At 71.0% G+C, this 25948-nt stretch carries 22 protein-coding genes, 1 tRNA gene and 1 pseudogene; 13 read left to right on the top strand and 11 right to left on the bottom strand.

The genetic code is table 11. The features are described from left to right. Together frc and ACFV6E_RS02005 are read right to left on the bottom strand one after the other, a co-directional pair. Positions 1 to 1230 carry a formyl-CoA transferase gene (gene frc, locus ACFV6E_RS02010; RefSeq protein WP_385177018.1) on the bottom strand — a complete coding sequence of 410 codons (1230 nt, stop codon included), beginning with the start codon at positions 1228 to 1230 and terminating at the stop codon, positions 1 to 3. Between the two features lie 12 nt (positions 1231 to 1242). After that, entirely contained in the window at positions 1243 to 2937 is a 1695-nt protein-coding gene (locus ACFV6E_RS02005; RefSeq protein WP_385458847.1) for a thiamine pyrophosphate-binding protein, read from the bottom strand. 242 nt (positions 2938 to 3179) lie between these two features. Between ACFV6E_RS02005 and sucC the strand changes: the two genes are divergently transcribed. The 4 genes from sucC (at position 3180) to ACFV6E_RS01985 (ending at position 7376) form a co-directional block, all read left to right on the top strand. Continuing rightward, on the top strand, positions 3180 to 4385 hold the full coding sequence (sucC, locus tag ACFV6E_RS02000; RefSeq protein WP_385177022.1) for an ADP-forming succinate--CoA ligase subunit beta: 1206 nt from the start codon (positions 3180 to 3182) through the stop codon (positions 4383 to 4385). Positions 4386 to 4396: 11 nt separating this feature from the next. Further along, positions 4397 to 5329, top strand: coding sequence for a succinate--CoA ligase subunit alpha (gene sucD, locus ACFV6E_RS01995; RefSeq protein ID WP_385458845.1), 933 nt, complete (start codon positions 4397 to 4399; stop codon positions 5327 to 5329). 159 nt (positions 5330 to 5488) lie between these two features. After that, complete coding sequence (locus ACFV6E_RS01990) at positions 5489 to 7030, top strand: aldehyde dehydrogenase family protein (protein ID WP_385177013.1); 1542 nt, start codon at positions 5489 to 5491, stop codon at positions 7028 to 7030. 261 nt (positions 7031 to 7291) lie between these two features. Beyond that, a tRNA-Leu gene (locus tag ACFV6E_RS01985) sits at positions 7292 to 7376 on the top strand. A 72-nt stretch (positions 7377 to 7448) separates the two neighbouring features. Here ACFV6E_RS01985 and ACFV6E_RS01980 read toward each other — a convergent pair. Further along, positions 7449 to 8354, bottom strand: a complete 906-nt coding sequence (locus tag ACFV6E_RS01980) for a LysR substrate-binding domain-containing protein (RefSeq protein ID WP_385164992.1) — start codon at positions 8352 to 8354, stop codon at positions 7449 to 7451. A 133-nt stretch (positions 8355 to 8487) separates the two neighbouring features. On the opposite strand from ACFV6E_RS01980, the gene ACFV6E_RS01975 reads away from it, so the two are divergent. Further along, positions 8488 to 9033 (top strand): YbaK/EbsC family protein, encoded by a 546-nt coding sequence (locus ACFV6E_RS01975; protein WP_385164989.1) that lies wholly within the window; start codon positions 8488 to 8490, stop codon positions 9031 to 9033. A 21-nt stretch (positions 9034 to 9054) separates the two neighbouring features. Here the strand turns inward: ACFV6E_RS01975 and ACFV6E_RS01970 are convergent, their stop codons facing one another. The 4 genes from ACFV6E_RS01970 to ACFV6E_RS01955 form a co-directional block, all read right to left on the bottom strand. After that, a complete protein-coding gene (locus tag ACFV6E_RS01970; protein ID WP_385164987.1) occupies positions 9055 to 9591 on the bottom strand; it encodes a hypothetical protein in 537 nt (178 codons plus the stop codon). A gap of 43 nt (positions 9592 to 9634) precedes the next feature. Further along, positions 9635 to 10114, bottom strand: coding sequence for a hypothetical protein (locus ACFV6E_RS01965; protein WP_385164984.1), 480 nt, complete (start codon positions 10112 to 10114; stop codon positions 9635 to 9637). A gap of 3 nt (positions 10115 to 10117) precedes the next feature. After that, positions 10118 to 11836, bottom strand: coding sequence for a cytochrome c oxidase subunit I (ctaD, locus tag ACFV6E_RS01960; RefSeq protein WP_385458843.1), 1719 nt, complete (start codon positions 11834 to 11836; stop codon positions 10118 to 10120). Positions 11837 to 12074: 238 nt separating this feature from the next. Beyond that, positions 12075 to 13508: a WGR domain-containing protein gene (locus ACFV6E_RS01955; protein WP_385458841.1), complete on the bottom strand. Its 1434-nt coding sequence runs from the start codon at positions 13506 to 13508 to the stop codon at positions 12075 to 12077. Positions 13509 to 13886: 378 nt separating this feature from the next. On the opposite strand from ACFV6E_RS01955, the gene ACFV6E_RS01950 reads away from it, so the two are divergent. Beyond that, positions 13887 to 14216, top strand: a complete 330-nt coding sequence (locus ACFV6E_RS01950; RefSeq protein ID WP_385164976.1) for a hypothetical protein — start codon at positions 13887 to 13889, stop codon at positions 14214 to 14216. Between the two features lie 76 nt (positions 14217 to 14292). Here the strand turns inward: ACFV6E_RS01950 and ACFV6E_RS01945 are convergent, their stop codons facing one another. The 3 genes from ACFV6E_RS01945 to ACFV6E_RS01935 form a co-directional block, all read right to left on the bottom strand. Continuing rightward, positions 14293 to 14943: a hypothetical protein gene (locus ACFV6E_RS01945; RefSeq protein WP_385458839.1), complete on the bottom strand. Its 651-nt coding sequence runs from the start codon at positions 14941 to 14943 to the stop codon at positions 14293 to 14295. A gap of 83 nt (positions 14944 to 15026) precedes the next feature. Further along, complete coding sequence (locus ACFV6E_RS01940) at positions 15027 to 16412, bottom strand: DUF3500 domain-containing protein (protein WP_385458837.1); 1386 nt, start codon at positions 16410 to 16412, stop codon at positions 15027 to 15029. 163 nt (positions 16413 to 16575) lie between these two features. Further along, on the bottom strand, positions 16576 to 17202 hold the full coding sequence (locus tag ACFV6E_RS01935) for an NADPH-dependent FMN reductase (RefSeq protein ID WP_385458835.1): 627 nt from the start codon (positions 17200 to 17202) through the stop codon (positions 16576 to 16578). A 112-nt stretch (positions 17203 to 17314) separates the two neighbouring features. On the opposite strand from ACFV6E_RS01935, the gene ACFV6E_RS01930 reads away from it, so the two are divergent. The 5 genes and pseudogenes from ACFV6E_RS01930 to ACFV6E_RS01910 all read left to right on the top strand — a co-directional run bounded on the left by ACFV6E_RS01930 (position 17315) and on the right by ACFV6E_RS01910 (position 23055). Next, entirely contained in the window at positions 17315 to 18253 is a 939-nt protein-coding gene (locus ACFV6E_RS01930) for a helix-turn-helix transcriptional regulator (RefSeq protein ID WP_385458833.1), read from the top strand. Between the two features lie 133 nt (positions 18254 to 18386). Further along, the gene (locus ACFV6E_RS01925) at positions 18387 to 19631 is read left to right on the top strand and encodes an STM4014 family protein (RefSeq protein WP_385458831.1); all 1245 of its coding nucleotides are present in this window, start codon (positions 18387 to 18389) and stop codon (positions 19629 to 19631) included. Positions 19632 to 19713: 82 nt separating this feature from the next. Beyond that, a pseudogene (locus ACFV6E_RS01920) lies at positions 19714 to 20517 on the top strand (STM4013/SEN3800 family hydrolase); the annotation flags it as partial. A gap of 146 nt (positions 20518 to 20663) precedes the next feature. Further along, positions 20664 to 22130 (top strand): STM4012 family radical SAM protein, encoded by a 1467-nt coding sequence (locus tag ACFV6E_RS01915; RefSeq protein ID WP_385458829.1) that lies wholly within the window; start codon positions 20664 to 20666, stop codon positions 22128 to 22130. A 10-nt stretch (positions 22131 to 22140) separates the two neighbouring features. Continuing rightward, positions 22141 to 23055, top strand: coding sequence for an STM4011 family radical SAM protein (locus tag ACFV6E_RS01910; protein ID WP_385164962.1), 915 nt, complete (start codon positions 22141 to 22143; stop codon positions 23053 to 23055). Here ACFV6E_RS01910 and ACFV6E_RS01905 read toward each other — a convergent pair. Further along, on the bottom strand, positions 22988 to 23953 hold the full coding sequence (locus ACFV6E_RS01905; protein ID WP_385458827.1) for an STM4015 family protein: 966 nt from the start codon (positions 23951 to 23953) through the stop codon (positions 22988 to 22990). The genes ACFV6E_RS01910 and ACFV6E_RS01905 overlap by 68 nt on opposite strands. A 489-nt stretch (positions 23954 to 24442) precedes the next feature. Here ACFV6E_RS01905 and ACFV6E_RS01900 point away from each other — a divergent pair, with 489 nt between their 5' ends. Together ACFV6E_RS01900 and ACFV6E_RS01895 are read left to right on the top strand one after the other, a co-directional pair. Further along, complete coding sequence (locus tag ACFV6E_RS01900) at positions 24443 to 25417, top strand: TIGR03557 family F420-dependent LLM class oxidoreductase (protein ID WP_385164957.1); 975 nt, start codon at positions 24443 to 24445, stop codon at positions 25415 to 25417. Then, positions 25410 to 25946 carry a VOC family protein gene (locus tag ACFV6E_RS01895; RefSeq protein ID WP_385164954.1) on the top strand — a complete coding sequence of 179 codons (537 nt, stop codon included), beginning with the start codon at positions 25410 to 25412 and terminating at the stop codon, positions 25944 to 25946. Before ACFV6E_RS01900 ends, ACFV6E_RS01895 begins: the two co-directional genes overlap by 8 nt. The last annotated feature ends 2 nt before the right edge of the window (positions 25947 to 25948 follow it).

Below are 25948 nucleotides of genomic sequence, written 5' to 3'. Positions count from 1 at the left end.
TCAGATCACTCCGTTCGACTTGAGCAGGCGCAGCTCCTCGTCGCCGAGGCCCAGCTCGCCGACGTAAACCTCTTCGTTGTGCTCGCCGAGCAGCGGGGAACCGGTCACGTCCACGGGGGAGTCGGAGAGCTTCAGCGGGCTGCCCACGGTCACGAACTCCCCCCGCTCGGGGTGCGGCACCCGGACGACCATCTCGTTGGCGACCAGCGACTCGTCCTCGATGATCTCCGCGGTGGACAGGATCGGGCCGCACGGGATGTTGTGGGCGTTGAGTCGCTCGAGGACCTGCCACTTGGGCAGCGTCGAGGACCACTCCTCGATGAGCTGGAACATCTTGGTGAGCTGCGGCAGCCGGGCCTCCGGGGTCGCCCACTCGGGATCGTCCGCCAGCTCGGGCCGGCCGATCAGCTCGGTGAGCGGCTTCCAGCCGACGGGCTGCACGATGACGTACACGTAGTCGTTCGGGCCGCCCGGCGCGCACTTGACCGCCCAGCCCGGCTGCCCGCCGCCGGACGCGTTGCCCGAACGGGGAACTTCCCGGCCGAAGTCGTCGTTCGGATATTCAGCGAGCGGGCCATGGGCCAGGCGCTGCTGATCGCGCAGCTTCACCCGGCAGAGGTTGAGCACAGCATGCTGCATGGCCACGTTGACCCGCTGACCACGCCCGGTGTTCTCCCGCTGGAACAGCGCCGCGAGAATCCCCGCCACGGCGTGGACGCCCGTGCCCGAATCACCGATCTGGGCCCCCGTCGCCAGCGGCGGCCCGTCCTCGAACCCGGTGGTCGACATCGACCCGCCCATGGCCTGAGCGACGACTTCGTACGCCTTGAAGTTGGTGTACGGACCGTCCCCGAACCCCTTGATGGAGGCATAGACGATACGCGGATTGATCTCCTGGATGCGGTCCCAGGTGAAGCCCATGCGGTCGACCGCGCCCGGGCCGAAGTTCTCGACCATGACGTCCGAGCGCCGGATCAGCTCGGTGAGGAGTTCCTTGCCGCGCTCGGTCTTGGTGTTGAGGGTGATGCTCCGCTTGTTGCAGTTGAGCATCGTGAAGTAGAGGGAATCGACGTCCGGAAGATCGCGCAGCTGCTTGCGCGTGATGTCACCGGTCGGCGCCTCCAGTTTGACGACGTCCGCGCCCAGCCAGGCCAGCAGCTGGGTGGCGGAAGGACCGGACTGGACGTGCGTCATGTCGAGGACGCGGATGCCTTCGAGGGCCTTGGTCATGGCCGGCTCACCTCACTTGTACATCGTCTGGTTCATGGTTCCGGGGGCGTACGCGTCCGGGTCGACCCAGACGTTGATCAGGGAGGGCTTGCCCGACTCGCGGGCGCGCCGCAGGGCGGGGCCGATGTCGGCGGGGTCGCGGACCTCCTCGCCGTAACCGCCCAGCATCTGCGCGAACTTGTCGTAGTGGACGTCGCCGAGAGTGTTGCCGACGCGCTCGCGTTCCTTGCCGTACTTGGCGGCCTGGCCGTAGCGGATCTGGTTCATGGAGGAGTTGTTGCCGACGATGCCGACGAAGGGGAGGTCGTAGCGGACGAGGGTCTCGAAGTCCCAGCCGGTGAGGGAGAAGGCGCCGTCGCCGAAGAGGGCCACCACTTCCTTGTCGGGCCGCGCCTGCTTGGCGGCGAGCACGAAGGGGACGCCGACGCCGAGCGTGCCCAGCGGTCCGGGGTCCATCCAGTGCCCCGGGGACTTGGGCTGCACGACCTGCCCGGAGAAGGTGACGATGTCGCCGCCGTCGCCGATGTAGACCGAGTCCTCGGTGAGGAAGTCGTTGATCTCGCTGACCAGCCGGTACGGGTGGATCGGGGAGGCGTCGGACCGCAGGCTGGGCAGCCGCTTCTCGATGGCCTTCTGCTCCGCCGCGCGCAGTTCGTCGAGCCATTCCTTGCGCTTGGCGGCGCCGCCGTTGACGCGTCCGGAGGCCGCCTCGGTGACCGACTTGAGCACGAGCCCCGCGTCGCCGACGATGCCGAGGTCGATGTCCCGGTTCTTGCCGACGGTGCGGTAGTCGAGGTCGATCTGCACGACGGTCGCGTCCGGCGACAGCCGCTTGCCGTAGCCCATGCGGAAGTCGAAGGGCGTGCCGACGATCACGATGACGTCGGCGCCTGCGAAGGCGTACCGGCGCGAGAGCTGGAAGTGGTGCGGGTCGCCGGGCGGCAGCGTGCCGCGGCCCGCGCCGTTCATGTACGCCGGGACGTTGAGGGCACGCACCAGCTCGATGGCGGACTCGGTGCCGCGCGTCGTCCACACCTGGCTGCCCAGCAGGACGGCCGGTTTCTCGGCGTGGACCAGCAGGTCGGCGAGGGTCTCGATCGCCTCAGGGTCGCCCGCGGAGCGCGTCGAGGCCCGGTAGTGACCGGCTTTGGGCACCCGTGCCTTGTCCACGGGCACCTTGGCGTCCAGCACATCGCGCGGGATCTCCAGGAAGGACGGTCCGGGTGCCCCGTGGTAGCACTCGCGGAAGGCCATCGACACCATGTCCGCGGCCCGGGCCGTGTCCGGCACGGTCGCGGCGAACTTGGTGATCGGCGTCATCATGTCGACGTGCGGCAGGTCCTGAAGGGACCCCATCTTGTGCTGGGTGTGCGCTCCTTGACCGCCGATCAGCAGCATCGGTGACTCGGCGCGGAAGGCGTTGGCGACGCCCGTCACGGCGTCGGTCGTACCGGGACCCGCGGTGACCACGGCGCATCCCGGTTTGCCGGTGATGCGCGCGTAACCGTCCGCGGCGTGGGCCGCGACCTGCTCGTGGCGCACGTCGACGACCTCGATGCCCTCGTCGACGCAGCCGTCGTAGATGTCGATGATGTGGCCGCCGCAGAGGGTGTAGACGACTTCCACCCCCTCCGCTTTGAGTGCCTTGGCGACCAGATGCCCGCCGGAGATGAGAGGCGTGGTGGTGTCGCTGCTGTCGTCGGGCATGGCGAAGTCCTGTCCCTTCGTAGGGGATGGGGAGCGCTCACGCGCTGATCCGTTGCTGCTCACGCGCTGATCCGTAGCCGCAGAAGTGCCGATCGGTAGCTGCTGAAGTGCCGATTGCCGGCTGCTGGACGTGCTGTTCCGCAGCCGCTGACGTGCTGGTTCGTCGTCGCTCGGTTCGCCGCGCAGTACATTGCATACAGTCGACGAATACTGTATGAAGCTTGTTATCCCGCATCTGGTCAGTGGTGTCCAGGGGGCGTGCGGCACTTTTCGGGGCCCGGCATCGACCCGGGCGACGCGTCAGACAGGAGCCCGAGATGGACCTGTACGAGCACCAGGCAAGGGAACTCTTCGAAGAACACGGCATCCCGGTGCCACGCGCCGAGGTCACGGACACGGCCAAGGGGGCCCGCGAGATCGCCCGCCGGCTCGGCGGCCGGGCGGTGGTCAAGGCCCAGGTGAAGACCGGCGGACGCGGCAAGGCGGGCGGCGTGAAGCTCGCCGCCGACCCGGCCGCCGCCGAGATCACCGCGCGCCAGATCCTCGGCATGGACATCAAGGGCCACACCGTGCGCACCGTGATGCTCGCCCAACCGGTTGACATAGAGAGCGAGTTCTACGTCTCCTATGTACTCGACCGGGCCGCGGGCCGCTTCCTCGCCATCGCGTCCGCGGAGGGCGGCATGGACATCGAGGAGGTCGCCGAAACCCGTCCGCAGGCCGTGGCACGCGTGCCCGTCGACCCCGCCGAGGGCGTCACCCCGGCGGTCGCGGCCCGGATCGCCCAGGCGGCGGGACTGCCCGCGCAGACCGTGGACGTCCTCATCAGGCTGTGGGAGGTGCTGACTCGCGAGGACGCCCTCCTGGTCGAGGTCAACCCGCTGGTGCGGACGCCCCAGGGCCGCATCCTCGCCCTAGACGGCAAGGTCACGCTCGACGACAACGCCCGCTTCCGGCAGGCCCGCTGGGGCGAACAGGAGACCGCGCACGACGACCCGCTGGAGGCGTCGGCCGCCGCCAAGGGACTCAACTACGTGAAACTGGACGGCGAGGTCGGCGTCATCGGCAACGGCGCGGGCCTGGTCATGTCGACGCTCGACGTGGTCGCCGGCTGCGGCGCCCGCCCCGCCGACTTCCTCGACATCGGCGGCGGCGCTTCCGCCCGGATCATGGCCGACGGACTCTCCGTGATCCTCGCCGACCCGGCCGTGAAGTCCGTCTTCGTCAACGTCTTCGGCGGCATCACCGCCTGCGACGCCGTCGCCGAGGGCATCGTCCAGGCGCTCGACTCCGTCCGGCTCACCAAGCCGCTCGTCGTCCGCCTCGACGGCAACAACGCCGCCCGGGGCCGCGCCGTCCTCGCCGACCGCGCGCACCCGCTGGTCGAGCAGCTCACCACCATGGACGGCGCCGCCCGGCGCGCCGCCGAACTCGCCCACGCCGGCTGAAGGAGCAGGACATGGCCATCTATCTGATCAAGGGCTCCAAGGTCCTCGTCCAGGGCATGACCGGCGGCGAGGGCATGAAGCACACCCGGCGCATGCTGGCGGCGGGCACCGATGTCGTCGGCGGAGTCAACCCGCGCAAGGCCGGCCGGACGGTCGAGTTCGACGTCCCGCAGAGCCCCGAGGGGCTGGGCGGCACCCGCAGGTCCGTGCCCGTCTTCGGAACGGTGCGCGAGGGCATGGCCGCGACCGGCGCCGACGTCACCGTGGTCTTCGTGCCGCCCGCCTTCGCCAAGGCGGCCGTTCTGGAGGCCGCCGACGCCGGTATCGCGCTCGCCGTCGTCATCACCGAGGGCATCCCCGTCCACGACACCGTCGTCTTCCAGGCGTACGCGGCGGCCCGGGGCACACGCGTCATCGGACCCAACTGCCCGGGCCTCATCAGCCCCGGACAGTCGAACGCGGGCATCATCCCCGCCGACATCACCAAGCCGGGCCGCATCGGCCTGGTGTCCAAGTCGGGCACGCTCACGTACCAGCTCATGTACGAACTGCGTGACATCGGCTTCTCGACGTGCGTCGGCATCGGCGGCGACCCGGTCGTCGGCACCTCGCACATCGACTGCCTGGCCGCCTTCGAGGACGACCCCGACACCGAACTCGTCGTCCTGATCGGGGAGATCGGCGGTGACGCGGAGGAGCGGGCCGCGGCCTACGTCCGCGAGCACGTGACCAAGCCGGTCGTCGGCTACATCGCCGGTTTCACCGCGCCCGAGGGCAGGACGATGGGCCACGCGGGCGCGATCGTCTCCGGTTCCTCGGGCACCGCCCAGGCCAAGAAAACGGCTCTCGAGGCGGCCGGCGTCCCGGTGGGAGGCACGCCCACCGAAACGGCACGGCTGGTTCTGGCCCGGCTGGAAACGGAGCGTGACGTCACTCATAGTTGACGCGAGGTGACTGTCACGACACGTGCCGCCTCACTACGTTCCTTCCTGCGTTTCCCCTACGCGCGACCGGCCCCGGCAGGCCGGCCGGCGCGGCCTGCCCCGCGCAGGCGAGCCATGCACGACCCGCCCCCGACTGTGCACCGAGAGCGGAGACACCGAATGGCATCCACCCTCACCCTCAAGTCCGGCACGTCCTGGAACGACGCCTGGCAGCGCTGCCTCGCCGTCGCTCCCGAGGCGTTCCGGGACGACCGCGTCCTCAACCTCTGGAACGCCGCCTGGCAGGCGGACGGCCGGGCCCTGCCCGCCATCAGCCCCGTCGACGGCAGCCCCATCGCGGGACCGCCCCGCCTGGACGGCGCCACCGCCCGGCAGGCCGTACGCGCCTCCCTCGACCAGCACCGCGCCTGGCGCCACGTATCCCTCGCCGAACGCCGGGCCCGCGTCGCGGCCACCCTCGATGCCCTCACCCAGCACCGCGAACTCCTCGCCCTGCTGCTCGTCTGGGAGATCGGCAAGCCCTGGCGGCTCGCCCAGGCCGACGTCGACCGGGCCATCGACGGCGTGCGCTGGTACGTCGACGGCATCGAGCCCATGACCCGGGACCGGGCCCCGCTGGACGGCCCCGTGTCCAACATCGCGAGCTGGAACTATCCGATGAGCGTGCTCGTTCACGCATTGCTGGTACAGGCACTGGCAGGCAACGCGGTCATCGCCAAGACCCCGACCGACGGTGGCGTCGCCTGTCTCACCCTGGCCTGCGCGCTCGCCGCACGCGAAGGGATTCCCGTCACCCTCGTCAGCGGCAGCGGAGGCGCGCTGTCGGAGGCGCTCGTGCGCGCCCCCGAGATCGGCTGCGTCTCCTTCGTCGGCGGCCGGGACACCGGCGCCGCGGTGGCCACCGCTGTCGCCGACCTCGGCAAGCGGCACATCCTGGAACAGGAAGGACTCAACACCTGGGGCATCTGGAACTACACCGACTGGGACGCGCTGACCGCCGTGATCCCGAAGCTCTTCGACTACGGCAAGCAGCGCTGCACCGCCTACCCGCGCTTCGTCGTCCAGCGCACCCTGTTCGACGAATTCCTCGCCGCCTACCTCCCGGCCGTCCGCACCCTGCGCGTCGGCCACCCGCTCGCCGTCGAGCATTCCGATGACCCGTGCCCCACGCTCGACTTCGGACCGGTCATCAACGCGGCCAAGGCCAAGGAACTGCACGACCAGGTGGCGGAGGCCATCGATCGGGGCGCCGTCCCGCTGCACCGCGGCAGCCTTGCCGACGCCCGTTTCCTGCCCGGACAGGACACGGCGGCCTACGTCCAGCCCGTCACGCTCCTCAACCCGCCCCCGTCCTCACCCCTTCACCACGCCGAACCCTTCGGCCCGGTCGACACCATCGTCCTGGTCGACACCGAGGCCGAACTGCTGGCCGCCATGAACGCCTCGAACGGCGCGCTCGTCGCCACCCTGTCCACGGACGACCGGGCGACGTACGACCGGCTGGCCCCGCAGATCCGGGCCTTCAAGACCGGTCACGGCAAGCCGCGCTCGCGCGGCGACCGTGACGAGCTCTTCGGCGGCTTCGGCGCGTCCTGGCGCGGTGCCTTCGTCGGCGGCGACCTCCTGGTGCGCGCCGTGACCCAGGGCCCGTCGGAGGAACGGCTGCCGGGAAACTTCCCGGAGTACCACTTGATGCCGTAGCCGATGCTGTGAGCTGATGCCGTGCTCGTGCGGTGGTGGGGGTGCGGCGGCGTGCCCCCACCGCCCGTCCTTCCGCGTCTCCGGGCGTGGACGTCGGGTAGTCGTCCGGTCACCGGTGGTGGAGGCGGGGACGCGGCCGTGCCCCGCCCCTCACCGGTCGGCCGCCAGGGCACGGATATGCAGGTGAGAGGCACCCTGAAACCTTGGTATTGTTGTCCATGTCGCCGCGGGGAACACCCCCGGTCAGGCGGCAGACACCTGGTCCGGGTGGCGGAATGGCAGACGCGCTAGCTTGAGGTGCTAGTGCCCTTTATCGGGCGTGGGGGTTCAAGTCCCCCCTCGGACACTTGATCTTGATTGAGGGCTCCGACCTTGTGGTCGGGGCCCTTTTCTGCGTTTCTTCGGCGGCAGGACGGGCTCAGGCGCCGCGTCCCTGGATCGTCGCGGCGGCGTGGTGCAGTGCGGTGATCACGGTACGGACGGCCTTGCGGGCGGTGCGCTCGGGGCGGTGGAGGACGTCGATGTGGCGTCGCGCGTGCACCCCGCTCAGCGGTCTGAGGACGGTGCCGGGGTGGGCGCGGGTGGTCCAGCGCGGCATCAGCGCGATACCGCCGCCGGCCGCCACGGCCTCGGCGACCACCGTGAACTCGTTGATGCGGTGGACGATGTCGAGTCGGCGGTTGGCGGCGCCGGCGATCGCCTCGATGGTGGCCATCAGCGGGAAGCCGTCGTGGACCGTGATCCACGGCTGGTCCGCCACTTCCCGTGGGGTGAGTACCGGTTCCGAGGCCAGGGGGTGGCCGGCGGGGAGGGCGACGTCCAGGGGCTCGTGCAGCAGCGTGGTGGCGGTCACCGTGGGTGGCCAGGGCGGGGCGTGGTCGAGGCGGTGGGCGAGTACGAGATCGTAGTCGCGGGTGAGGGCGGGGAAGCGGTCCTGGGTGACGTCCTCGTCGGCGAGCGCCGGGCGGGGACCGCCGCGGTCGCCGAGGTCGAGCAGCAGAAGCGGGAAGAACGCGGAGGCGGCGCTGTGGAACGCGGCCACCGACACCTTGCCGTCGGGTTGCTCCGCGAACTCGGTGACGGCGTGACGGGCCCGGGCCAGGGCGCCCTCCACCTCGATGGCCGCCGCGGCCAGGGCCTGTCCGGCGTCGGTCAGCACCACCCGGCGCCCGGCGCGTTCGGTGAGCGGGACGGGGATCGAACGCTGCAGCAGCCGCAGTTGCTGCGAGATCGCGGACGGCGTCACACGCAGTGCCTCGGCGACCGCGCTGACACTGCCCAGGTCACCCAGCTCGCGCAGGATCCGCAGTTGCCGCTCATCCACGCCGACAGTGTAGGGCTGCTACAGGTCAGGTTTAGAAGTTGGTCATGGCCTACAACGTCGCGGTGGTGCAGCGTAAGGGCATGCCCGCCGCCCACCGCACCATCGCGGCGACGAAGACGAAAGAGGACGGACCGTGCCCGGCGACGACAGCTCTCAGGACATCCAGCAGGACAGCCACCAGGACACCTACGAGCGCCTGATCACCCTGCTCGACTCGACCGGTACGCCGTACCGGCTCATCGACCACGAACCGGACGGCACCACGGAGTCGGTGAGCGCGCTGCGCGGGAACCCCGTGTCCCACGCGGCGAAGTGCATCATCCTCAGGGTCAAGACGGACCGGCGGACCACGCGCCACGTGCTCGCGGTCGTCCCCGGGGACCGGCGCGTCGACCTGGATGCCGTCCGCGCCCTGTTCGACGCCCGCTACGTGGGGTTCAGCGACGCCGCCACCGCCGAGCGGCTGGCCCACACCGTCCCCGGCACCGTCCTTCCCTTCGCTTTCGACCCCGGCCTCGAACTGGTCGCCGACCCCGACGTCGTCGACCGGCCGGAGCTCTACTTCAACGCCGCCCGGCTCGACCGTTCGGTGGTCATCTCCGGCGCCGATTACACCCGGCTCGCCGAGCCGCGCGTCGAACGCATCGCCGCCGCCGGCCAAGCGCTCGACGCCCGGTAACGGCAGTCCGGCGACGTGGACTCAGGAGGTCCGGGACGAAGTCAGCTGCCAGGCGCCGGAGTGGCCGGGCGGTAGCGCCAGGTCGCGCCGGACGGCCGTGTAGTAGCCCTCACGCGCACTGCGCTGACGCGCGAGCAGGGCCGACCATGTCTCGGGGGCGTGCGTGTGGTCGCGCAGGAACGCTTCCATCTCCATCACCACGACGACCCACTCGCGGGCCTGCTCCACCACCTCCGTGGAGCCGAGCATGAGCAGCGCCTCCCCGGCCGGGTCCCGGGCATCGGTGGCCTCCGCCAGCTGAGGCGCCGCCTCCTCGGGCGACAGGGGGTGCGGGTGGGGGTCGTTGCCGAGATGGGCCGCGATCCGGTACGCCAGGGTGACGCTCTTCTTCAGTGACCTGGCGTAGTCGGTGTAGACCGTCAGCCGCCGCTCCTCCCAACGGGCCGCCTGCTCCCGGCGGAAGCGCGCCTGATCGCCACGCATGATCGCGAAATACGAACCCAGGGCGCCGATCACCACGCCGATCAAGGCGGGAAGCTGCTGTATGAACGCGGACATGACCACACGGTATATCGCGCCGACAGACGTGACTTGAGGCGCCTCACGGGTGGGCCGAGGGTGCCGAGGGCGGTGTGGGACCGGCGGCAGGGGGACCGGTCGTCAGGAGAAATGCCGCGGCTGTGGAGGCGGTCAGCCCCGCGGCCAGGAGGGCGGCGAAGAGTATGTGGGGGCGGTGTGCGGCGGTACGGGACTGGGGCCTGGGCCGGGGGAGTTCCGACCAGTGCCGGGCCGTCTCGCGGGTCTCGCGTCGGCGCTGCGTTGTCGCGCGGAGGCGGAGGCCCGCCGTGACGGTGGCCCCTGCCCCGGCCAGGGTGCCGGGCAGCCACCATGTCTCCGCCACCAGGAGCAGTACGGCGAGGGCCGCGACCGTGGTCCAGCCGCTCAGGCAGGCCGCGGCCGAACTGCGCAGGGAGTCCGGCCGGTCGGCCCCCGCGCGCACCTCCGCGAGGGCCGGCAGGTACCAGACGCAGCCGGAGGCGGTCACCAGCGCGGTGCCCAGGGCCAGGACGGGTTGCGTCATGGCTCAGGCCACCGTCCCGGTCGCGGTGATCTCCGGGTGGTGGAGGTCGAACGCAGGTGACTCGGAGCGGATGCGCGGGAGCGAGGCGAAGTTGTGGCGGGGCGGCGGGCACGAGGTCGCCCACTCCAGGGAGCGGCCGTAGCCCCAGGGGTCGTCGACCTCGACTCTCCTGCCGTACTTGGCGGTCTTCCAGACGTTGTAGAAGAACGGCAGGAGCGACAGGCCCAGCAGGAACGAGCCGATCGAGGACAGGGTGTTGAGGGCGGTGAAGCCGTCGGCGGCGAGGTAGTCGGCGTAGCGGCGGGGCATGCCCTCGGCACCGAGCCAGTGCTGGACCAGGAAGGTGAGGTGGAAGCCTGCTGTCAGCGTCCAGAAGGTGAGCTTGCCCAGGCGCTCGTCGAGCATCTTGCCGGTGAACTTCGGCCACCAGAAGTGGAATCCGGCGAACATCGCGTACACGACCGTACCGAAGACCGTGTAGTGGAAGTGCGCCACCACGAAGTACGAGTCGGACAGGTGGAAGTCCATCGGGGGTGAGGCCAGGATGACGCCGGTCAGGCCGCCGAAGACGAAGGTGACGAGGAAGCCGGTGGTCCACAGCATCGGGGTCTCGAAGGACAGCGAGCCCTTCCACATGGTGCCGATCCAGTTGAAGAACTTCACGCCCGTCGGCACCGCGATCAGGAAGGTCATGAAGGAGAAGAACGGCAGCAGCACCCCGCCGGTGGTGTACATGTGGTGCGCCCACACCGTCACCGACAGGCCCGCGATGGCTATGGTGGCGCCGATCAGGCCCATGTAGCCGAACATCGGCTTGCGCGAGAAGACCGGGATCACCTCGGAGACGATGCCGAAGAACGGCAGCGCCAGGATGTACACCTCCGGATGCCCGAAGAACCAGAACAGGTGCTGCCACAGCAGCGCGCCGCCGTTCGCCGCGTCGAAGACATGGCTGCCGAACTTGCGGTCGCACTCCAGCGCGAACAGCGCCGCCGCCAGGACCGGGAACACGATCAGCACCAGCAACGCGGTCAGCAGCACGTTCCATACGAAGATCGGCATCCGGAACATCGTCATCCCGGGAGCGCGCATGCAGACGATGGTGGTGATGAAGTTGACCGCGCCGAGGATGCTGCCGAAGCCGGACAGCGCCACACCCATGATCCACAGGTCGGCACCGAGGCCGGGTGAGTGGACGGCGTCGGAGAGCGGGGCGTACAGGAACCAGCCGAAGTCCGCGGCGCCGCCCGGGGTGAGGAAACCGGCCGCCGCGATCGAGGAGCCGAACAGGAACAGCCAGTAGGCCAGCATGTTCAGCCGGGGGAACGCCACGTCGGGGGCGCCGATCTGGAGCGGCATGATCCAGTTGGCGAAACCGGTGAACAGCGGCATCGCGAACATCAGCAGCATGATCGAACCGTGCATGGTGAACGCCTGGTTGAACTGCTCGTTCGACATGATCTGCAACCCGGGGCGCGCCATCTCGGCACGCATCAGCAGCGCCATGACGCCGCCGACGATGAAGAACACGAACGCGGTGACCAGGTAGAGCGTCCCGATCCTCTTGTGGTCGGTGGTGGTCAGCCACTCCACCCATGACGGCCGGTGCGCCCTCCTCGCGGCCGGGCCGCTCTTCTCGCGGGCCGCGGGGCGCACCGGTGCCTGCCCCGCTCGTCGCTCCCGCTCCACCTGTTCCACCTGGTCATGCAGACCCTCGTCCATGGGACGGCGTCCTCCCGATTCCCGATCACGTCGCTCACGGACCGGAAGGCGGCACACATGGAGCCTCCCGGTCGCCGACACATGATCGTCAGCGCGGACACCGGGCGGACAGGGCCGAACGGCCCCCACACCGGCCCCCAAGGGGCCCCCACACCGGCCCCCAAGGGGTCCCGACATCGGTTCCCCAGGGGGCCCCGACCCCGGCCCCCAAGGGGGCCCGACCGGCCCGCCGCGCCGGTCAGCGCAGTCGCCTGATGTCCCCGCGCACCCGGTAGAAGCCACCCGACGCGGCGTGTACCGCGTCCACCACGTACCGGGCGCCCGGCTCGCGCATGGACCTGGGGAACTGGACGTTCCACGACCGGTCGTAGCCCTCGGACACCACGTGTATGCGGGTGCGGCCGGCCTCCTGCACGCACTCGACGACCACCGTGCCCGCGGGCGCCACGGAGACGCTCGCCATGGCGGCGACCTCGGTGGCCGGCGCGTACGTGGGCAGCGCGGCGGCGAGCTTGACGTCCCGGGCGACCGGCACGTGGCCCTGCTGGGCGGCCGTGACCGCGGCCTCGCTCGCGTCGACGCAGACCAGGGAACCGTCCGTCGTGACCAGGTAGAGGCGCTCCTCGCGGTACTGCATGGACAGGGCGGAACCGCCGCCGGTGGCGAGCTTCCACAGCCGGGTGCCGTCCCGGTCGAAGCAGTACACCGACGAGGCGGAGTCGCCGGCGAAGACGAAGCGTCCGCCGGGCGAGGTGGCGCACGAGTAGACGGGACCGTCGCAGTGGTACGTCGCCTCTATCGCGCCGGTCGTCTTCGACAGCCGCTGCACCACGCGCCGGTCGGTCCCGGCGTACACCGCGTGGTCCTCCTGCCAGCCGAAGAGCACGCCGCCCCGCGTGGGCGTGTGCCACAGCTCGCCGCGGCCGTCGGGCGTGTGGGCCGTCACACCGCCGCTGTGGCCGTGGTAGACGGCGCGGTCGTCGGCCCGCACCATCCAGGCGTGCTCACCGCGGCCACCCCTCGCCCACTGGTGCTCGTCCTCGTGGTCGATGACGGTGAGCCGGCCGTCGCGGTCCGCGACGTTCAGGATGCCCTCGTGGATGTCCAGCCAGAAGATGTCGACCTCGGCGGCGATGTCGTACGCGGCGAACGGCAGCTTGGACGACAGGTCGTACACCCGGCCGTCGTCACAGCCCGCGTAGATCCAGAAGTCGTCGGCGACCAGGCACTTGACGCCGTCCGGGAGCTGGTAGTGGGCGAGCACCTCACCGCCGTGCGCCAGGGTGTAGACGTCCCCCGACTGGTTGCCCACCCAGCAGCGCTCGTCGTCGATGTGGATGCCGAAGGCCGCGGAGCCTGTACCGAACCGCCACAGCACCGGGGCGACCGCGCGCGCCGTGGACGGGGTGGAAGCGACCTGACGGCGGCTCACCGAGCGCGGTGCGCGCTGTCCCTGCACGGCCGGGGCATACCCCTTGCGGACCTTCTCGGCTATCTTCCGGGCGGCTGCGGCCTGGGCCTTCTCGGGGGTGGGGAAGGACGACGTCTGGCTCTGCCCGGCGGCACCGATCCGGCCGTAGCGCACGGAGACCTCGAGTCCCCGCACCTCCACCTCGTAGAACTTGTGGGCACCGCCACCGTCCTGCGACAGCTCCAGATACGTCTTGCTCACGACAGACCCCTCCCCAGGCCAGGCCCTGCGGCGTGTCCGCGGGTCCCACTGATCAAACCGTAGAAGACACCACTGACAACGGGCCCTTGCCGGGGCGTGCGGTACCGGCCGGGGGCCGCTGTGGGCAAGCTCCCCCAGGACCGCCGTGAGCGGTACTCCCCGACGGCCGATCGGGATCATCGCGATCCTCGGTCCCCTGCCCTTCTGTGCTGCATGGTCCTGACCGGTGTGCCCGGGGGAGGGCCCGGCTCGCCGCTCGTCTGCGGTACGGACGCGGCGGCCGCTCGTTCAGTGGACGGCGTGCGCGGCGAACGGCTCGCTGCGGCGGCCCAGTTGGCGATTTCTGTGCAGCGTGTGTGGGTGTTTATGATCTTGGTTATGACTGCGCAGAACTCTGACAAGACGCCTTCCCGTAAGCAGCGGCTACAGGAGAAGCAGCGGCGGCAGCTTGCGGTGGTCGACACCGTCGACAAGGCCGAGGCCAAGGTCCGCAAGGCGGAGGTGGAACTCGCCGGGGCCGTCGCCGAGGCGGTGCAGGTGTTCGGCGGTGCGGAGGCCGCGTCCGAGGAGCTCGACATGCCTGTCGAGGCGATAAAGCGCTTCCTCGACATGGTGACGGACGAGGCGGAGGACGGTGACAGCGGTACGGACGCCGACGAGGCGGACGGCGCGGGCGACGTCGCGGGGGCTGACCTCGTCACCGCCTAGGGAGGTCGGGGTCGCGGCTCAGCGAGGCCAGGGTTACGGCTCCGGGAGGTCGGGGAGTCGGTCCTGGCTGGTACTTCTACTCGCTCAGTCCGATGACGCCCCAGCCTCTTCCGGCCGCTTCGGTGACGACGTGGCCCCACTCGCGCAGCAACTCCGCGAACGCGTCGAAGTCGCCGATCCATCCCTCCGGGACGGCGGCATGTTCGGCGAAGGCTTCGCGGATCCCGGTGAGGCGGGGCCGTACCCGCTCCCACGTCGCGGCCAGTTCCCGTGCGCTCGCCGGCGTCCGGGCGAGCAGCACACCGCGAGCACCATGGCCGTCGCTGCCGTCGCTGCCGTCGCTGCCCTCGCTGCCGTCGCCGGCGGAAGGCGGGTCGATGTGTTGTGCCTCGCCGTTCGGCCCGTCCCAGATCAGGCCGGACAGGAAGGTGTCCAACTCCGTCCGCGTCGATGGACCGACATGGCCCCGGACGGCCTCCCAGCGCTGCCCGGCCCAGAAGTGCGCCTTGTACGAGCCGAGGGTGTGCCGGAACTCGTACACGGTGAAGAAGGTCCCATTGCGCCCGCGAGGCTGGACCCAGTCGCCTTCGACCGTCGGCGCGTCGTGATCCCACAGCCCCGTCTCGTCGGCGTACCAGGCATCCCTCAGGCGCGGCAGCCGCTGAGGTGGCGGAAGCTCGTCCAGCCATGACCAATCGGCGATCACGACGGTGATGTCCAGCCCCATGGGGCGAGCCTACTGGCGGGGGCAGAGGAGTACGAGAAGGGCGCCCCGGGGGGAGGCGGGTGAGCCGGGGCGCCCTGTGGTTGTCAGTGGTCGGTCTCCAGGTGGAGCTTGAGGAGGTCCACGCCGTAGTCGTTGCCGTTGGGGGTGCGGATGATGGTGTGGATGTGCTGCTGGGTGGGCGTCCCGGTGGGGCCGCCGCCGCCCGGACCGCCGGTACCCGGGCTCGCGGACGCGGACGCGGACGCGGAGGCCGTGGCCGACGCCGTCGCGGAGGCGGAGGCGGAGGCGCTGTCGTCGTCCTCGTGGTACGCGAGCGGGGACTCGGCGTCGTACTCGATCAGCACGACCGGGCTGTGGATCCGGTAGTAGAACGCGGAGTCGTCCTCGTACTCGCCGATCCAGTAGAAGTACGTGTCGTCCAGGTGCTTCTCGATGTCCCGCATGCGCACGCGCGCGTGCCCCTCGTCCTGGTAGCCGACGTACACCTCGGCCAGGTCGAGCAGGAGCTGCTGCTGCCGGTGGTTCAGGTCGGAGCCCTTGACGCCCGCGTACGGAAGCACGGCGTTGTCCTGGCCGGCTCCGGCGATCAGGTCGGTGCCTGTCTTCGCCGCGGTGGAGAGCGCGGCCGAGAGCTGCGTGCTGTTGAGCGAGCGCAGCAGCTTGAGGCCCGCGGCGGTCTCCTCCCGGAAGAGGTGGTAGTCCACGCCGTCGTACGTGATCTTCGTCGGCTCGGAGCCCATGAAGGTCGGGGTCATCACGACCTGGTCGCCCAGGACGAAGTAGTTGATGACGAGGTGGTGGCCCTCGAACTGGAAGCCCCAGGCGTCCGTCGCCGACGGCGTGCCCATGACGGTGAACCAGTACGCGTCCTCGTTGAGCGCCTTGGAGGTGTCGCCCGAGTACTCACCGAGGAAGTGGTTGAGCTTGCGGATGCTGTTGGCCTGCTTCAGTCCGCGGGCCGACAGCGACGCCTTGAGCAGCTTCATGCCGAGGGCGTACTGCGCCTCCGTCAGATCGCGCAGGGCGACGCCATCGCGGTCGTTGGAGTCGACGTTGGTCCAGTCGAGCCATTGGTCGGCGTCGACGTCGAAGAGCGTGGCCGACTTCTGGTCGTCGGTGAGTGAGTCGACGAACGACTTGGCCGCGCGGATCACCGGGGTGGTGGAGACGCCGGTGGAGTGGATCGCGTACAGGTCGTTCACGACGGTGCCGTCCGTGGTGACACCGACGAAGTCGTCGTACGCGATCGTCTGGCCGAAGCCGCCGCCGGACGGCGGGCCCGACGGGGAGGCGCTCGCCGTCGCGTCGGCGGAGGACGTCTCCTCGGCGCCGGCCGTGGTGGCGGCGTAGCCGCCCATGACCGCGACGGCCGAGACGCCGCCCGCGAGCAGGGCCTTGTTCATGAACCAGCGACGGGAACGGTGGGCAGCCGGGGTGCGCGGCTTGTGTCCGTTGGTTGAGTTGACCATGTCATCGACAATTTCGTCAACAATTTGGAATCCCGCAGCAGTGAGCTGTGCATGGGGTGTGAGTGTGCGGTCGTTTCGAGTCAGGGGTGGCCTGATGAGATCTCAATGGCGCGGTGTTCGACGCTGGTTCACCTGCCGGCCCTTGGCTGTTCCTCGGCGGGTCTCACCCCGGGTAGGGCGTCGCCTCGCGTGCCGAGCGGAGAGCGCCCGCCCACCATTCCAGCTGCGAGAGCAGGGTCTTGGCGTACCCGGCCGCCTCGGGATCGAGCGGGCGGCCGTCCTGCCAGGTGGTGAAGTAGTTCGGGAAGGCGAGGCCGTCGCGGACGGTCACCGCGCGCAGTTCGGTGAGCACGTTCTCCAGGTGCAGCACCGCGTGCCGGCCGCCCGCCGCGCCGCCGTAGCTCACGAAGGCGACGGGCTTGGCCGTCCACTGCGTGAAGTGCCAGTCGACGGCCGCCTTCAGGGAAGCCGGATAGCTGTGGTTGTACTCCGGCGTGACCAGGGCGAACGCGTCGGCGTCCGCCAGCGCCGACGTCAGCGCGGCCATCCCGGCCGGACGCGGGTAGTCGTCGCCCGCGTACTTCGGTGACGCCGCGGGCAGCGACAGTGGGACGTCGAACTCGGCCAGGTCGACGACGTGCACGTCGAAACCGCCGTGGAGGCCGGCCTGTTCGGCGACCCATGAGGCCACGACGGGGCCGAACCGTCCCTCCCTGACGCTGCCGACGACGATGGCGAGCTTGTGCGGGGTTCGAGTGGTGACTTCGGTGGTGGTGTCAATTTCGTTCATGTCCGCCACCATCGGACCGTTCGCGCGCCGCAGCCAGACCGGCCTCAGGCCGGCCCCCGCAGGGCCACCCTGAGCGCGGCGCCCGCCGCTCACGGCGCCTTGTGCTCGCGACATGGGGACGCCACTGGGGGATTTCGTCCGGGCGAAGCGCGACAGCGTCCAGCCCGCGTCGCTGGGGCTGCCGGACCGTGGCCGTCGCAGGTCACCGGGGCTACGGCGGACGGATCCAGCCGCGCTGGCAGGCATCAGCGTCGAGTACCTGACCCGCATCGAGCAGGGCCGTGACCGCAACCCCTCGGTCTCGGTGGTCAACGCGCTCGCCGACGCGCTCGGCCTCGACGCCCCCGAGCGCGACCACCTGCGCTACCTCGCGAAGATCACCGGCGGGGTCTGTGTCGCGCACACCGGGCCCGCGCCGCCGCGCCGTCGGGTACGTCCGACCGTCCTCGGCACCCTCCGCCTGCTCGAACCGGGCATCGCCCTCGTGACCAACCGGCTGGGTGACATCCTCGCCCGCACCAGCGCGTTCGAGGCGGTGACGAGCGGAACGGGACTGCTCGACACCGGAGCCACCGGCACCGCCACCGCCACCGTCACCGGCGCCCTCGACGTGACCGACACGGCCAACAAGACTGACATGGCCGACACAGCCGACGTCCCGAACCTCACCCGCTATGTCTTCACCGACCCTCGCGCCCGGTCGTTCTTCGTCGACTGGGACGACGTGGCGGACGAGCAGGCGTTCGACCTCTGGCTCGGCCCCTCCGTCGAGAACCACGAGTGGTTCACCGCCGAACTCGCGCCCGTCGCGGGACCGGACTTCACCCGGCGGCTGAACGGTCATGAGGTTCCGCGGCGTGGTGTCCTGCGGCTCCGCCACCCCTCGGGCCATGAGCTGCGGCTGCATCGCGAGACGCTCGAACTCGCCGCGGACGCCCAGCAACTGGTCGTCCTCCTCCCGGCGGACGACGACACGGCCCGCGCCGTCGACCAGCTCCGACAGCTCCACGCTGCGCAGTCACCCAAGACCCGGCTCCGCGCCATCTCGTAGGGCATAGGGCATAGGGCGCGTACCGGCACGGGAGTTATCCACAGGCCCGGCCCGTTGTCAGTGATCGTTGGTAGAACTGTTGGCAGGTCGACACACCACGGCGGGAAGGGATGAGGTGACTTACGTGACTGACATGACTGACGCAGCGACCAGGTTCGCCGTGGTGGGCAACCCCGAGAACCGTCGCGTCTCGCTGTTCGCCGCGGCGGTCTCCGCGGCGGGCCTGTCCGCGCCCCGCGTCGTGCCGTGGCTGACGGTGCTGCGCGAGGGCGGCGCCGCATTCGCACCGGGGGAGATCGTCCGTATCGACTCACCCGGTGAGAACGCCGACGTGGACCGCATCCTGCGCGGCACCGACGACCCGACCCGCGTCGAGGGGTCGGCCCGCTGGTACGCGGGGTTCGTGGCCGCACTGCGGGGGCTGCGGGGCGGCGTCCGCCTGGCCGACCCCGACGACCTGGCGGTGCTCTTCGACAAGCGGCGCTGCCACGCGGTCCTGGCCGCGGCGGGTGTCCCGGTGCCGTTCTCCCCGACCTCGGGCGCCGCGGGCGCGCAGGTGCGCGGCTGGGACGACGTACGGCGGCTGATGCGCGAGCACCGGATGCCACGGCTCTTCGTCAAGCTCGCGCACGGCTCCTCGGCCTCCGGAGTACTGGCCGTGGAGTCGGCCGGAGCGGGCCGCGTCAGAGCCACCACATCGGTCGAACTCGACGATGACGGGCGGCTGTTCAACTCACTGGAGATCCGGCGGTACGAGCGGGAGCGGGACATCGCCGCCGTCGTCGACACCCTGGCCCCCGACGGACTGCACGTCGAGCGGTGGCTGCCGAAGGCGACCCAGCGGCAGCGCGCCGCCGACCTGCGGGTCCTGGTGGTCGCCGGGCGGGCCACCCACGCCGTCGTACGCACCAGCAGAGGGCCGCTCACCAACCTCCACCTCGGCGGCGACCGCGGTGACCTCGACGCGGTCCGGCGCTCCGTCGAAGCGGCGGGCGCCCGCTGGGCCGACGTACTCGGTGTCTGTGAGCGGGCCGCCGCCTGCTTCCCGCGCACCCTGGCCGTCGGTGTCGACCTGCTGCCGGTCACCGGCTGGCGCCGCTTCGCCGTCGGCGAGGTGAACGCCTTTGGCGACCTGCTGCCGCGCCTCACCGGACTGCTGGGCGGCCCGGCCGAGGGCCTGGACACCTACGCGGCACAGGTCGCCGCCGTACGGCTACGGCTACGGCCACAGCTTCGGCCGCGACCCCCACACCCACACCCACACCCGGCACCACCGGCTACCTCCGCTCCCGTTCCCACTCCCGCTACCGCCTCCGCCACCGCCCGCGACGCAACGACGAACAACCACGCCACCCGGAACGCCCATGCCATCAACTGACTACCCGACCCACGTGACGGACCCGACGGACCCAACACCTCTGACGCACTCGACGCCTCCGACGGCCCCGGTCGCCCCCGACATGAACAGCGTCGTCGGCAGTCACGACCTGCTGCTCGTCACCCTCGACACCCTGCGCCACGACATCGCCGCCGAGCTGGCCGCAGCCGGCCGGATCCCCAACCTCGCACGCCATCTACCCGGTGGCCGCTGGGAGCGGCGGCACGCCCCCGGCAGCTTCACCTACGCCTCCCACCAGGCGATCTTCGCGGGCTTCCTGCCTACGCCGGCCGCGCCGGGCCCGCACCCGCGGCTGTTCGCGGCGAGCTTCGCGGGCAGCGAGACCACCGCGGACCGCACCTGGGTCTACGACACCCCGGACCTCGTCGGCGGCCTCGCGCGGGCCGGGTACCGCACCGTCTGCATCGGGGGCGTGGGCTTCTTCAACAAACAGGGCCCGCTGGGCTCGGTGCTGCCAGACCTCTTTCAGGAGTCCCACTGGCAGCCGGAGTTCGGGGTCGCGTCACCCACGTCGTTCGAGGCGCAGGTGGAATGCGCGGAGCGACTGGTGGGCCGGCTGCCGCACGAGCAGCGGCTGTTCCTCTTCGTCAATGTGTCGGCCCTGCACCAGCCGAACTGGTTCCACCTGCCCGGTGCCACCCGCGAGGCGGGCGACACCCGCGCCACGCACGCCGCCGCCCTGGAGTACGTCGACCGGCACATCGGCCGGCTGTTCGCGGCGATGAGCAGCCGCCGCCGCTGCTTCGCGATCGTCTGCTCCGACCACGGCACGGCGTACGGCGACGACGGCTACACCGGGCACCGCATCGGCCACGAGTCCGTATGGACCGTGCCCTACGCCCACTTCACCCTCGACACCCCACCGCCACCCTCACCCCCACTACCACCGCGCCCCGAACCGGCAGTCACAGCTCCGGCAGTCACAGCTCCGGCAGCCACAGCTCCGGCAGTCACAGCTCCGGCAGCCGCAGCTCCGGCGGAGACCGCGCCGACCCCCACGGAGGCCGCCGGATGACCACCGCCGCAGTCCGCCGCCCCGGCCGGGCCCGCGTCGCGTCGCCTCGCGCCGTGTCCCCGCGCCCGTACCAGAACTATGTCTACGCCTACCCGCACAAGACCGCTTACCGGCGGCTCACCGGCCGGCCGGCGCTGGCCTCGCTCTGGGCGGCGGAGCCCAAGGACGCCCTCTCGCTCTATCTGCACATACCGTTCTGCGAAACGCGCTGCGGGTTCTGCAATCTGTTCACCCGCATCGGCGCCCCGGACGGTCTGACCGGCGCGTACCTGGACGCGCTGGACCGTCAGGCGACCGCCGTGCGCGAGGCGCTCGGGCAGGACGGCCCTGTCCGCTTCGCCACCGCCGCGTTCGGCGGCGGCACGCCCACCTTTCTGACGGCGGGGGAACTGGACCGGCTCTGTGACATAGCCGAGCGACGCATGGGTGCCGACCTGCGGGCCGTCCCCCTGTCGGTGGAGGCGTCACCGGCCACGGCCACCGCCGACCGGCTCGAAGTCCTCGCCGCGCGAGGCGCCACGCGGCTGAGCCTTGGCGTGCAGAGCTTCGACGACACCGAGGCCAGGGCGGCCGTACGTCCGCAGCGCCGGGCCGACGTGGAGGCGGCGCTCGGCCGTGTCCGCGACGCCCGCATTCCGGTGCTGAACATCGACCTGATCTACGGTATCGACGGCCAGACCGAGCGGAGCTGGCTGCGTTCGCTCGACGCGGCGCTCGCCTGGCGGCCGGAGGAGCTCTACCTCTACCCGCTGTACGTCCGCCCCCTGACCGGCCTCGGCAGACGCAGCAACGCCCCCGCCGCCCCCGCCGACCGGGACTGGGACGAGCAGCGGCTTCGGCTGTACCGGCTGGGGCGCGATCACCTTCTCGACCACGGCTATGAGCAGCGGTCCATGCGGATGTTCCGTCGCGCGGACGCCCCGCCGCAGGGCGCGGACGACTACGCCTGCCAGACGGACGGGATGATCGGCCTGGGCTGCGGTGCCCGTTCCTACACCTCGGGGCTGCACTATTCGTTCGACTACGCCGTGGGCATGCACGAGATACGCGGCATCATCGACGACTACGTGTCCCGTCCGGCCGCGGACTTCGCGCACGCCGAGTACGGCCGCCGTATCGACACCGGCGAGGCGCGCCGCAGGCATCTGCTCCAGTCGCTGCTCCAGGCGGACGGCCTCCGGTGCGACGACTACGAGAAGCGGTTCGGCGCCCGCCCCGAGGAGCACTTCGCCGCGGAACTCGACCGGTTCGCCGCCCTCGGCTGGCTGGCCGAAAGCCCGGAGGAAACCGAAAGTGTCCAGCAGAGCGAGACCACGGAGAACGCGGAGCCCCGCACGCTGCGGCTGTCGCCGCCCCGCACGCTGCGGCTGTCGCCGGAAGGACTGGCGTACTCCGATGCCATAGGCCCCGAGCTGTTCTCCCCGGCCGTGCGGGCCGCCATGGCCGCCTATGAGCGCAAGTGAGCCCGCGCCCATGGACCTGACGCTCCTGTACCGCGGCCCGCTCGCGTCCTGCGACTACGACTGTCCGTACTGCCCGTTCGCCAAGCGGCGCGACAGCGGGGAGCAACTGCGCGCCGACCGGGCCGCCCTGGAGCGGTTCGCCGGATGGGCGGCGGAGCAGACGCGGGACCGGCTGTCGCTGCTGTTCACGCCCTGGGGCGAGGGACTGGTGCGCTCCTGGTACCGGCGCACCCTGGCCGAGCTGTCGCACCTGCCGCACATCCGCCGGGTGGCGATCCAGACCAACCTGAGCTGCCGCACCGACTGGCTGGCCGACGCCGACCCGGACACCCTCGCCCTGTGGTGCACGTACCACCCGGGGCAGACGCCGTACGACCGTTTCCTGGACAAGTGCCGGGAGCTGGCCGGGCGCGGGGTGCGCTTCAGTGTCGGTGTCGTCGGGCTGCCCGAACACCTCGAAGCCGCCCGGCGGTTGCGCGCGGACCTACCCGATCAGGTGTACCTGTGGGTCAACGCGGCCGAGGGGCACACGTACGACGACGCCGAGGCCGGTCTGTGGACCGGCCTCGACCCGCTCTTCCCGTACAGCCGCCATCCGCACGCCAGCGCGGGCCTGCCCTGCCGCACCGGCGAGTCGGTGATCTCCGTCGACGGCGAGGGCACGGTCCGCCGCTGCCACTTCGTCCGCGCCGAACTGGGGAACCTGTACGACGGTTCGTACCGGGCGGCGTTGCGTCCGCGGCCCTGCCCGCTCGCCGTGTGCGACTGCCACATCGGCTATGTGCACCTGGAGACGCTGCCCCTGTACGACGTGTTCGCGGGCGGTGTGCTGGAGCGGGTGCCGGCGGCCGGCGCGTTCACTCGCCCGCTGCCACGTACCGTCGGCCGCCGGACCCCCGGGTCTCCTGCCGGTCATCGAGGTTGACGCGTACGCCGGACGGTTCGAGGTCCTCTCTGAGGCGCCGCATCATCGGCTCCGACAGGAAGTGGTGCTCGAGGTCGAGCACTTCCAGATGGGTGAGCGGCCGGCCGTCCAGGAGGGCCTGGGCGCCCGCGTCGCTCAGGGTGCCCAGACCCAGGTGCAGCGAGCTGAGCCGGGAGACGACGGGAGCGTGGGCGACGGCCGCGGCGATCTCGTCCTGTATGTCGCAGTCCTGGAGGCCCAGCCGCCGCAGGGCGGGGAAGACACCGCCGGCCAGCAGCGGGGCCAGGTCGCCGACGGTGGTGGTACGGCCGTAGCTCTCGTCGCCGAGCCACAGGTCCAGATGGTCAAGCGCGGGCAGGTCGCTCGCGGTGAGGCCGTGCACCACCTCGGCGGGCAGACCGCCGTTCTCCAGCCGCAGCACCCGCAGGTGCTCGTGGCGCAGCGGCGAGAACCGCAGTCCGTCGGAACCGCGCACGCCCAGCTCCTCGAGCCGTGGGTAGGCGGACAGGATCGGGTTCACATCGGACTGGAGGATCCACGACAGCTCGGACTCCTCGTAGGTGAGGTCGGCGAGATAGAGGGCCCTCAGTCCGGTGAACCGGTCGGCCGCGGCGGCGAGCCGTTGCGCGGTCTCGTCAGGGGAGGCGGCGTCGTCCTCTATGCCGTAGGCGCCCGCGCCCAGGACGAGGGCCCGCACCTTCGAGACGTCGACGGTGTCGAGGAAACGCTCCCAGGCGTCCTCGAACTCTTCCTCGGGCTCCCACAGTTCGTGCCGGGCCAGCCGCCAGGCGACCTCGTCCGCGGCGGGCAGCGGACCTGCCTGCTCGCTCGCCGGGTCGGCGGGATCGGCGAAATCGTGGATGGGCAGACCGTGGAAGTGCGACAGGTGGTCGAGCACGAGGGGAGTACCTTCCGAACGCGAACGGCGGCCGGGAAGAGGCGGTACCGCGCGCGCCAACTCCGGCCTGTGCGCTGCCTTTCTACCAACGGCCTCTGACATCCCCGCCCGGCGCCTGCCGCCCTTCGTGTTCACGTGTCCGGCACCCGCCCACCGGTATCCGCCTCCCGGACCCCTTCCAAATCCCGGGTCCGGCACCCGCCCACCGGTATCCCGCCTCCCGGACCCCTTCCAGATCCCGGGTCCGGCACCCGCCCACCGGTATCCCGCCTCCCGGACCCCTTCCAGATCCCGGGTCCGGCACCCGCCCATCGGCGTCCCGTACCCCGGACCCCTTCCAAATCCCGCGTCCGGCACCCGCCCACCGGCATCCCGCCTCCCCCGGACCCCTTCCCCCGGTTACCCCGCGTCCCGCCGTTCGGATGGAGGTGGGCGGTCATGGCGGCGGCGTCCGCGCGGCTGTGGTGCGCCGGGTGTCAGGGTGCCCGCATGGACATCGGTTACAAACTGGCCTCGGAGGCCTTCGGCCCGCAGGAGCTGATCCGGCAGGCGGTCCGCGCGGAGGCGGCGGGCTTCGACTTCGTCGAGATCAGCGACCACTACCACCCCTGGCTGGACGTCCAGGGCCACTCGTCCTTCACCTGGACGGTGCTGGGCGCCATGGCCGCCAGGACCGAGCGCATCGGCCTGGTGACCGGCGTGACCTGCCCCACCGTCCGCTACCACCCGGCGATCATCGCGCAGGCCGCCGCCACCCTCGCCCTCGTCTCCGACGGCCGCTTCGTGCTGGGCGTCGGCTCCGGCGAACGGCTCAACGAACACGTCGTCGGCCGCGGCTTCCCCGACTCGGTCCGCGAACGGCACGAGCTGCTGCGCGAGGCCCTGGAGATCATCCGGCTGCTGTGGCGCGGCGGCTACCGCTCGTACGAGGGCAGGCACCTGCGGCTGGAGGACGCCCGGGTCTTCGACCTGCCGGACGAACTTCCGCTGATCGCCGTCGCCGCCAGCGGACCCGCGTCGGCGCGCATCGCCGCCGAGCTGGGCGACGGTCTGTTCGCCACCGAGGACAAGGCGTCGATCACCCGGCACTACCGGGACGCCGGCGGCTCGGGACCCGGTTACGCCGAGGTGCCCATGGCCTGGGCGCCGGACGAACGGAGCGCCGCCGAGGAGGCACTGCGCACCTCGCGCTGGGCGCTGACGGGCTGGAAGGTGATGAGCGAACTCCCCAACCCGGTCAACTTCGAGGCCGCCACCACCACGGTCCGCACCGAGGACATCCTCGGCAAGTTCGCGTGCGGCCCCGACCCGGAGAAGTACGTGGCGGCCGTTCAGAAATACGTGGACGCCGGGTTCGACCGGCTGGTCCTCCAGAACGCCGGGCCCGACCCCGACGGGTTCATCGACTTCTTCCGGCGCGAACTCGACCGGCCGCTGCGCCGGCTGCGCCCGTCCGGTGCCTGAGGAGGCGGAGCCCGGCCCCGTCGTCCGCGGCATCGACCACGTCGGGGTCACCGTCCCCGACATCGAGACGGCGACCGCCTTCCTCGTGCACGCGCTCGGAGCGGAGGTGCTGTACGACACGCTGCGCCGCGCCGACGGACCGGACAGCGGGGCGCCCATGGAGCGGCGGCTCGGCGTGCCGCCGGGCACCGAGCAGCGGGCCGTCCGCATGCTCGCCCTGCCGCACGGCCCCGGACTCGAACTCTTCGAGTACGCCGGTCCGCGGCAGGAGGGCCCCGCCGTCGCCTGCGACCTCGGCTGGCAGCACCTCGCCGTCTACGTCGACGACCTCGGCCCGGCCGTCACCCGGGTCGAGGAGGCGGGCGGGCACGCGCTGTCCGCCCCGGGCCCCCTGCCGGGACCCGAGGCGGGAGAACGCAACCGCATGGTCTACACGCGCACCCCCTGGGGCAGCACCCTTGAGCTGATCAGCTACCCCGACCGGCAGCCGTACGAGGACCGCACGGCACGCAGGCGCTGGCGCCCCTGAGA

Source organism: Streptomyces sp. NPDC059785 (assembly GCF_042732375.1).
Classification (GTDB): domain Bacteria; phylum Actinomycetota; class Actinomycetes; order Streptomycetales; family Streptomycetaceae; genus Streptomyces.
The sequence above is the reverse complement of the archived record's forward strand: the minus strand, read 5'-3'. Positions and strand labels throughout refer to the sequence as shown.